The sequence below is a fragment of the Micromonospora sp. NPDC049900 genome (assembly GCF_044461025.1).
Taxonomy (GTDB): domain Bacteria; phylum Actinomycetota; class Actinomycetes; order Mycobacteriales; family Micromonosporaceae; genus Micromonospora.
Genome location: NZ_JBITKM010000004.1, coordinates 346263 through 355115, shown reverse-complemented (window position 1 = coordinate 355115; position 8853 = coordinate 346263). Strand labels below are relative to the sequence as shown.

Here is an 8853-nt window from a genome sequence, read left to right as displayed (position 1 = left end):
GTTGTGGCTGCTGCGAAAGCCGTGAAAGTGGGCAAAGCAGCAGCCACAACTCCATGATCGGCGCGTGCAGACCAGGGCGGGTGGCGGACCCTGCCTCGCGGTCCGGTTGAGGCAGCAGGATCAGGGATGTTGTGCGGATCTTTCCGGCCCGGGGGACACCGGCGAGCAGGGTCGGGCAGGTGAGGGCGGTCGGCCGGGCGGACACCGCGGGGCGTGGGCGGCCGGACGATCGCCCCTGGTCGGCGTCTGCGCCAGGTCGCCGGACCCGCCATGGACGTGTGGTGGCGGGGGGTCGGTCGGGGGAGGGCGGGGAGCGCGGGGGGCTGTCAGGATTGGCCCATGGTCATCCGACGGGTTGTCGCACCTCGCATCGACTTCGGCGGGCTGCGTCGTGAGTTGGGGCTGCCTGAGGCGTACCCCGAGCAGGCGCAGCGGGAGGCCGACGAGGCGGTCGCCGCGCCGCCCCGGCCGGCGGTGGACCGGACGGATGTTCCGCTGGTCACGGTGGACCCGCCGGGCTCGCGGGATCTGGACCAGGCGATGCACCTGAGCCGCCGTACGGGTGGCGGGTTCCGGGTGCGGTACGCGATCGCGGACGTGGCCGCGCACGTACGCCCGGGTGGTGCTCTGGAGGAGGAGACCTGGCGGCGGGGGCAGACGGTCTACCTGCCCGACGGCAACGTGCCGCTGCATCCGCACAGCCTCGGCGAGGGGGCGGCGAGCCTGCTGCCGGAGGTGGACCGGGCGGCGGTGCTGTGGACCATCGACCTGGACGCCGACGGCGCGACCACGGGGGTCTCGCTGGAACGGGCGCTGGTGCGCAGCCGGGCGCAGTTGGACTATCCGAGTGTGCAGGCCGACGCGGACGCGGGTCGGTTGCCGGAGCCGATCGCGTTGTTGCCGGAGATCGGTGCGCTGTTGACCGCCCGGGGTCTGCGCCGGGGTGCGATCAACCTGCCGATACCGGAGCAGGACGTGGAGGCCGACGGCGACGGGTGGCGGCTGGTGCTGCGGGCTCCGGTGCCGATGGAGGAGCACAACGCGCAGATCTCGCTGCTGACCGGGATGGCGGCGGCGGACCTGATGCTGGCCGGCGGGATCGGCCTGTTGCGGACGATGCCCGCGCCGAAGCCGGAGGCGGTGCAGCGGTTGCGGGCGGCGGCGGGGCCGCTGGGCGTGCACTGGCCCGAGGACATGGGCGTCGGGGAGTTGCTGCTGGGGCTGGACCCGGCGCAACCGAGGGCCGCTGCCTTCGTCGACCAGGCGGCGGAGCTGATGCGGTCGGCGGCGTACACGGCGTTCGACGGCGAGGTGCCCGAGCAGCCGGCGCACGGTGGGGTGGCGGCCGCGTACGCGCATGTGACGGCGCCGCTGCGACGACTGGCCGACCGGTACGCCACGGAGGTCTGCCTGGCCCTGCACGACGGCCGGACGGTGCCGGACTGGGCCCGGGAGGCGTTGCCCCGGCTGCCGGCGGTGATGTCGACGACGGACCGCGCCGCGTCGGCGGCGAGTCGGGGCGCGATCGACCTGGCCGAGGCGGTGTTGTTGGCGCACCGGGTGGGGGAGACGTTCGACGCGGCGGTGCTGGACGTCGACGCGCCGTCGAACGGCAAGGGGCGCGCGAACCGTCCGCCGGGCGGTGCGGTGGCCCTCGACGACCCGCCGGTACGGGCCCGGTGCACCGGCGAGTTGACGCCCGGCACCCGGGTCCGGGTCAGGCTGGTCACGGCCGACCCGACCACCCGTACCGTCACGTTCGACCTCGCCTGAACCGGCCCGGCCGTCGGCCGACGCGCGCGACAGCACGAACGGTTCAGGTCGACAGGCGCGGCGGTGCGTAGTCGAGGCGCTGCGGGCGGTCGTGGACGGACCCGCCCAGGGGAGTTTGTCACAGCTCAGGGCGCTGCTGCGGGGCCGCTGGATTTGCGAGGATGGCGACCATGGCATATGACGCGAGCGACCTGCCCGACGTTTCCGGGCTCACCGTCGGCATCATCGGTGGCACCGGTGACCAGGGCCGGGGGCTCGCCTACCGGTTCGCCCGGGCCGGTCAGACGGTGCTCATCGGATCCCGGTCCGCGCAGCGCGCGGCCGAGTCGGCCGCGGAGATCGCCGCCCTGCCCGGAGTGCCGGCCGAGGGCAGCGTGACCGGGGCGGACAACGAGGAGGTGGCGCGCCGCAGCGACGTGGTGATCATCGCGGTGCCGTGGGACGGGCACGCCGCCATCGTCGCCGCGCTCGCCGCACCGCTCGCCGGCAAGATCGTGGTCGACTGCGTGAACCCGCTCGGCTTCGACAAGCAGGGCCCGTACGCGCTGCCGGTGGCGGAGGGCAGCGCCGTCCAGCAGGCCGCCGCGCTGCTGCCCGACTCCCGGGTCTGCGCGGCGTTCAACCACGTCAGCGCGCCGCTGCTGGCCGACCCGGAGATCGACCGGATCGAGCTGGACGTGTTGATCTGCACCGAGGAGCGGGAGCTGGTCGGGGTCGTCGGCGCGCTCGCCGCCCGCATCCCGGGCATGCGGGGCATCTACGCCGGTCGGCTGCGCAACGCGCACCAGATCGAGGCGTTCACCGCCAACCTGATCGCGATCAACAAGCGCTACAAGGCGCACGCGGGCGTCCGCGTCACCGACGTCTGAGCAGACCGTACGAAGCAGCGGCCCGCCGGATCCCCGGCGGGCCGCTGACGTACGCAGGGTCAGAAGACGACCTCGACACCGGCCTTCTTGCAGGCGGCGGTCAGGTCCTCGCCGGCCTTGGTGAAGGTCGGGTTGTCGGCGGCGGTGGCCGGATCGGCGGCGGCTGCCGCCCGACCCGCCTCGGTGCTGAACTTGCCGAGCGCGGCGGCCACCTTGCTGTCGCCACCACCGGTGGCGGCGAGCGTGGTCATCTCCTTCTCCAGCCCGCCCAGGATCTTCTTGAACACGGCCGGGGTCGGCTCGCCGCCGGACTGCATGGCCTTGACGAGTTCGGCCCGCATGCCGTCACTGGCCTTCTTCGCCGACTGGCACAGCTTCTTGTCGCCCACCACGTCGGCGGCGCTGGCCGTCGACGGCGCGGAGGCGTCGGGGGCGGGCGGGGTGGCCGAGGACGGCGCGGCCGAGGAGGGCGGTACGACGGACGGGGCGGTGTCGGCGGCGGTGTCGGTCGAGTCCCCGCCGCAGGCGGTGAGCGCCAGCAGGCAGGCGCACGCCAGGGTCAGGACGGAGGTGTGCAATCGCTTCACGGGCCGGTACGTTAGCCGCCTTCCCACGATCTCGCTGCCCGGTTCCGACCGGCACCGCCGGAGGGCCGGGGCAGGTCAGCGCGCGTCACGGCCCGCGAGTGCGCCCCACGGGCCGTGACGACGCGCTCAGAAGGTGTGTTCGGCGCCGGGGAACTCCCCGCCGCGTACCTCGTCGGCGAAGCGTCGGGAGGCGTCGCCGAGCGCGCCCGCGAGGTCGGCGTAGCGCTTGACGAACCGGGGCGTCCGGCCGGTGCGCAGCCCCGCCATGTCCTGCCAGACCAGCACCTGGGCGTCGGTCTCCGGGCCGGCGCCGATGCCCACCGTCGGGATGCTCAGCTCGGCGGTGATCCGCTTGGCGACCTCGCCGGGCACCATCTCCAGCACCACCGCGAAGGCGCCCGCCTCGGCCACCGCCCGCGCGTCGGCGAGCACGTCCTCGGCGGTGTCGCCCCGGCCCTGCACCCGGTAGCCGCCGATGGTGTGTTCGCTCTGCGGCGTGAACCCGATGTGCGCCATCACCGGGATGCCGGCGCCGACGACGGCGGCGATCTGGTCGGCACAGCGCCGGCCGCCCTCCAGCTTCACCGCGTGGCAGCCGCCCTCCTTCATGAACCGGACGGCGGTGCGCAGGGCCTGGGTGGGGCCCTCCTCGTACGAGCCGAACGGCAGGTCGCCGACGACGAGGGCCTGCCGGGTCGCCCGGACGACGGCCCGGACCAGCGGCAGCAGCTCCTCGGCGGTCACCGGCAGGGTGGTCTCGTAGCCGAACACGTTGTTGGCGGCCGAGTCGCCGACCAGCAGCACCGGGATGCCGGCGGCGTCGAAGATCGAGGCGCTGTACTGGTCGTACGAGGTGAGCATGGGCCACTTCTCGCCGCGTTCCTTGGCGGCGATCAGATCGCGGGTGCGGACCCGTCGGGTGGCCGGGCCGCCGTAGAGGGCGGTCACCTCGGCCGGGCTGGACTCCACCATGACTGTCTCCTTCCTCGAGGCCGCGTACGCGGTCCCCGGGCTCTGCCGCGATCGTCGCACCGGCGGCCCCGGTCGCGGCAGGGCGCAGTGGAGGATGTCACTCGCCGGTGGTCAGCCGTCCTCACGCCAGCGGTTGGTGATCGGCAGACGGCGGTCCCGTCCGAACGCCTTCATCGAGATCTTCGCCCCGGGCGCGGACTGTCGGCGCTTGAACTCGGCGGTGTCCACCAGCCGGAGCACCCTGTCCACCGTCGCCGGGTCGTGCCCGGAGGCGACCAGGCCGTCGCGGCCCAGGTCACCGTCGACGTAGCCGATCAGGATCGGGTCGAGAACGTCGTAGTCCGGCAGCGCGTCGCTGTCGAGCTGGCCGGGGCTCAGCTCGGCGCTGGGCGGCTTGCCGATCGAGTTCTCCGGGATCGGCGGCGTCCCGCCCCGCCGGGTCGCCTCCGCGTTGCGCCAGGTGGCCAGCCGCCAGACCAGCGTCTTCCAGACGTCCTTGATCGGGTTGAAGCCGCCGACCGAGTCGCCGTAGAGGGTGGAGTAGCCGACCGCCAGTTCGCTCTTGTTGCCGGTGGTGAGCACCAGGTGGCCCTCCTGGTTGGACAGGGCCATCAGGATGACCGCGCGTACCCGGGCCTGGAGGTTCTCCACCGCCACCCCGGACAGCGACATGTTCGCCAGGAAGGTGTCCACCATCGGTTGGATGGGCTCGACCCGGTAGTCCAGGCCGGTGCGCTTGGCCAGGTCGGCGGCGTCGTCGCGGCTGTGCTCGGAGGAGTGCTGGCTGGGCATGGAGAGGGCGACCACCCGGTCGGGACCGAGGGCGTCCACCGCGATGGCGGCCACCACCGCCGAGTCGATGCCGCCGGAGAGCCCGAGCACCACCGAAGGGAAGCCGTTCTTGTCGACGTAGTCGCGCAGGCCCAGCACCAGGGCCTGCCACACCTCGGCCTCGTCGGCGACCGGCTCGATGGTCCCGCCGTGCACCGGCGGGCCGTCCGGTGTCGGGGGCAGGCCGTCGATCGCGCGCCGCACCATCCGCAGCCCGCCGGTGAGTTCCGCGCCGTCGCGGGCGCCGCCGAGGGTGGCGCCCGGACCGGTGCCCGTCTCCGGCAGGTCCACGTCGTGTACGAGCAGGTGCTCGACGAACTGGGGTGCCCGGGCCAGCAGCGTGCCGTCCGCCGCGACGATCATCGAGTCGCCCTCGAAGACCAGCTCGTCCTGGCCGCCGACCATGTTGACGTACGCGATGGTGGCCTCGGCCTCGGCGGCGCGTCGGCGGACCACCGGCAGCCGCAGGTCGTCCTTGTTCAGCTCGTACGGCGAGCCGTTGATGGTGACCACCAGCCCGACCCCGGCGTCGCGGGCGGCGGCGAACGGGCCGCCGGCCTGCCACAGGTCCTCGCAGATGGTCAGTGCCACGTCCACCCCGCCGAGCCGCACCACGGTCAGCGTGTCACCGGGCACGAAGTAGCGGTCCTCGTCGAAGACGCCGTAGTTGGGCAGGTGGTGCTTGAAGTAGGTGACCACGACCTCGCCCCGGTGCAGCAGGGCGGCGGCGTTGCGGGCTCCCCGGCCCGGCTCGGCGTCCGGGCTGACCTGGGGCGGACCGTCGGCGTCGAGGTAGCCCACCACGACCGGCAGGTCGCCCAGCCCGTCGGCGGCCAGGTCGGTGGCGAGACGGCGCAGCGCCGCCTGTGAGGCGGCGACGAAGGACCGCCGGAACACCAGGTCCTCGACCGGGTAGCCGGTCAGCGCCAGCTCCGGGAAGAGCGCGATCCGGGCACCGGCGTCGGCGGATCTCCGGGTCCACGAGCGGATCATCTCGGCGTTGCCGGTGATGTCGCCGACCCGGGGGTTGACCTGGCACAGAGCGAGACGCAGGGTGGGCATGTCCTCATCTTGCCCACGGTGGGCGGCCTCGACACGTGGTGTCCGTGCAGACCACACCACCCGGCGACCGTGGGTCGGGACTGGGCGGGACGCGATGGCCGCGGGTCGGTTAACGTCTGCGTAATCGGGTCGGTGGAGACTGGTCGGTCAGGTCGGGTAATCACCGTCCGAAGCCGGACATAGCGTGTCGCGGAAGGTTGGGGCAGTGGACCGTCAGCAGGAGTTCGTCCTCCGCACGCTCGAAGAGCGCGACATCCGTTTCGTCCGGCTCTGGTTCACCGACGTGCTCGGCACGCTCAAGAGCGTGTCCGTCGCCCCCGCCGAACTGGAGGCCGCCTTCGAGGAGGGCATCGGGTTCGACGGCTCGGCGATCGAGGGCTTCGCCCGGGTCTTCGAATCGGACATGGTCGCCATGCCCGACCCGACCACCTTCCAGGTCTTCCCGTTCGAGGGCGGGGTCAGCGGCGAGAGCGCCCGGATGTTCTGCGACATCCTGCTGCCCGACGGCGGGCCCTCCTGGGCCGACCCCCGGCACGTGCTGCGCCGGGCGTTGTCCCGGGCGGCGGAGAAGGGCTTCACCTTCTACACCCACCCGGAGATCGAGTTCTTCCTGCTGGAGAACGGCCCGATGGACGGCAGCGTGCCGGTGCCGGTGGACAGCGGCGGCTACTTCGAGCACACCACGCACGCGGTGGCCCGCGACTTCCGCCGCCAGGCGGTGCTGTCGTTGGAGCGGATCGGCATCTCGGTCGAGTTCAGCCACCACGAGGTCGCCCCCGGCCAGCAGGAGATCGACCTGCGCTACGCCGACGCGCTGACCACCGCCGACAACATCATGACCTTCCGGCACGTGGTCAAGGAGGTGGCGCTCTCCACCGGCGTGCAGGCCACCTTCATGCCCAAGCCTTTCACCGACCAGCCCGGCAGCGGCATGCACACGCACCTGTCGCTGTTCGAGGGGGAACGCAACGCGTTCCACGACGCGGGCGACCCGATGAAGCTCTCCAAGGTGGCCCGCGCGTTCATCGCCGGGCTGCTGGTGCACGCCCGGGAGTACACGGCGGTCACCAACCAGTGGGTCAACTCCTACAAGCGGCTCTTCCCGCAGGCGTTGCCGGACCGGGTCACCGAGAGCCCGGCGTACGTGTGCTGGGGGCACCTGAACCGCTCCGCGCTGGTCCGCGTCCCGGCGTACGGCAAGCCGAACTCGGCCCGGGTGGAGGTCCGCTCGCCCGACTCGGCCGCCAACCCTTACCTGGCCTTCGCGGTGCTGCTCGGTGCCGGGATGAAGGGCATCGAGGAGGGGTACGAGCTGCCGCCGGGCGCCGAGGACGACGTCTGGTCGCTGACCAGCGCCGAACGCCGCGCCATGGGGTACGAGCCGCTGCCGGAGAACCTCGCCGAGGCGATCGACGTGATGGCCGGCTCGGAGCTGGTCGCCGAGGTGCTCGGCGAGCACGTCTTCGACTTCTTCCTGCGCAACAAGCGCGCCGAGTGGGAGCAGTACCGCCGCGAGGTCACCCCGTACGAGCGCCAGCGGTACCTGTCGCTGTAGGACCGCCACCACCGCCCGGGTGGGCGTTGCGCGGTGCCGCTATCGTCTCGATCACCGTGCCGGCGCCCGCCGGCCGCAGACGGTGGGGAGGCAGTCGGTGCTGGAGGATCTGCTCAGCGGAGCCTGGCAGAGCGTGGTGTTCGGGGTGGTCGGCGTCGGGCTGATGGCCGCCGGTTTCGTCCTGGTCGACCTGCTGACCCCGGGCAAGCTGCGGGACCTGATCTGGATCCGCCGTAACGCCAACGCCGGTCTGCTGCTCGCCGCCAACCAGCTCGGCGTCGCCGGGATCGTCTTCACCGCGATCCTGACCAGCTACAGCGACTTCGCCAAGGGGCTGGCCTCGACGATCCTGTTCGGAGTGATCGGCCTAGGCATCATGGCGCTGGCCTTCTTCGTGCTGGACCTGCTCACCCCCGGCAAGCTGGGCGAGGTGATCTGCTCCGACGAGCCGCACCCGGTCGCCAAGGTCAGCGCCGCCACCCACTTCGGTGCCGCGCTGATCGTCTGCGCCTGTATCGCCTGAGTCGACCCATGCGACCGCGGGGCGGCATCCGGACGGATGCCGCCCCGCACGGTGTCACTTCCCGGGGGTCCCAGCGGGGCCGCCCCGGCCGGCCCAGCCGCCCGGCCCGCCGAACACGCCCGCCTCGACGGCCGCGGTGATCGCGTCGGCCTGTTCCTGGGTGAGCTTGCCGTCCTCGACCGCCTGCGCCAACCGCTCGGCCAGCGCCTCCTTGCGGTCCTCGGGGGAGCCCTTCGGCCCCCGGTCCCCATCGGGACGCTCGCGGCCCTCGCCGTCCGGGCGGCCCTGCGGCTTGTGCTCCTCGCGGAGCTTCTCCAGCGCGGCGGTCACCTTCTCGGTGGGTACGCCCAACTCCTCGGCCAGGGCCTCGGCGAACTGCGCCCGGTGCGCGCCCCGCTCCGGCCGCTTGTCGTCCTGCTGCTCGGCGCTCGCGCTGGCGCTCGGGGTGGCCTTGTCGTCGGCGAGCGCCACCGTGGGGGCGGCGATCCCCACGCCGAGCAGACCCGCGGCGGCCAGTCCGGCCAGCAGGTGCTTCTTCGAGATCGTGCGGGACATCGGTCCTCCAACTCGTCGGTGATGCGATGACGTCACCGACAGTGACCAGCCTGGCTGGGGTCGAGCCGTGGCGAACCTGTCAGCGAGCTGGCAAAGTCAGCAAAGATTCGGGACGAAACGGACGTT

General features: G+C 72.7%; 8 protein-coding genes. 4 read left to right on the top strand and 4 right to left on the bottom strand.

All coding sequences use genetic code 11. From position 1 onward, the window contains the following. The first annotated feature begins 339 nt into the window (after positions 1-339). Positions 340-1773 carry an RNB domain-containing ribonuclease gene (locus tag ACIBMZ_RS13240; protein ID WP_396693268.1) on the top strand — a complete coding sequence of 478 codons (1434 nt, stop codon included), beginning with the start codon at positions 340-342 and terminating at the stop codon, positions 1771-1773. A 170-nt stretch (positions 1774-1943) separates the two neighbouring features. Next, complete coding sequence (gene npdG / locus ACIBMZ_RS13235; protein ID WP_396693266.1) at positions 1944-2642, top strand: NADPH-dependent F420 reductase; 699 nt, start codon at positions 1944-1946, stop codon at positions 2640-2642. Positions 2643-2701: 59 nt separating this feature from the next. Here npdG and ACIBMZ_RS13230 read toward each other — a convergent pair whose 3' ends face one another. The 3 genes from ACIBMZ_RS13230 to ACIBMZ_RS13220 all read right to left on the bottom strand — a co-directional run bounded on the left by ACIBMZ_RS13230 (position 2702) and on the right by ACIBMZ_RS13220 (position 6094). Then, positions 2702-3229 (bottom strand): hypothetical protein, encoded by a 528-nt coding sequence (locus ACIBMZ_RS13230; protein ID WP_396693264.1) that lies wholly within the window; start codon positions 3227-3229, stop codon positions 2702-2704. A gap of 126 nt (positions 3230-3355) precedes the next feature. Beyond that, entirely contained in the window at positions 3356-4201 is an 846-nt protein-coding gene (gene panB, locus ACIBMZ_RS13225) for a 3-methyl-2-oxobutanoate hydroxymethyltransferase (protein ID WP_396693262.1), read from the bottom strand. 111 nt (positions 4202-4312) lie between these two features. Then, complete coding sequence (locus tag ACIBMZ_RS13220; RefSeq protein WP_396693260.1) at positions 4313-6094, bottom strand: NAD+ synthase; 1782 nt, start codon at positions 6092-6094, stop codon at positions 4313-4315. A 205-nt stretch (positions 6095-6299) separates the two neighbouring features. Here ACIBMZ_RS13220 and glnA point away from each other — a divergent pair, with 205 nt between their 5' ends. Further along, positions 6300-7649, top strand: a complete 1350-nt coding sequence (gene glnA, locus ACIBMZ_RS13215) for a type I glutamate--ammonia ligase (protein WP_131054872.1) — start codon at positions 6300-6302, stop codon at positions 7647-7649. Between the two features lie 97 nt (positions 7650-7746). Next, positions 7747-8172: a DUF350 domain-containing protein gene (locus ACIBMZ_RS13210; protein ID WP_396693257.1), complete on the top strand. Its 426-nt coding sequence runs from the start codon at positions 7747-7749 to the stop codon at positions 8170-8172. Positions 8173-8226: 54 nt separating this feature from the next. On the opposite strand, the gene ACIBMZ_RS13205 is transcribed toward ACIBMZ_RS13210, so the two are convergent. Further along, positions 8227-8727, bottom strand: coding sequence for a hypothetical protein (locus tag ACIBMZ_RS13205; protein ID WP_396693255.1), 501 nt, complete (start codon positions 8725-8727; stop codon positions 8227-8229). Positions 8728-8853: the final 126 nt, after the last annotated feature.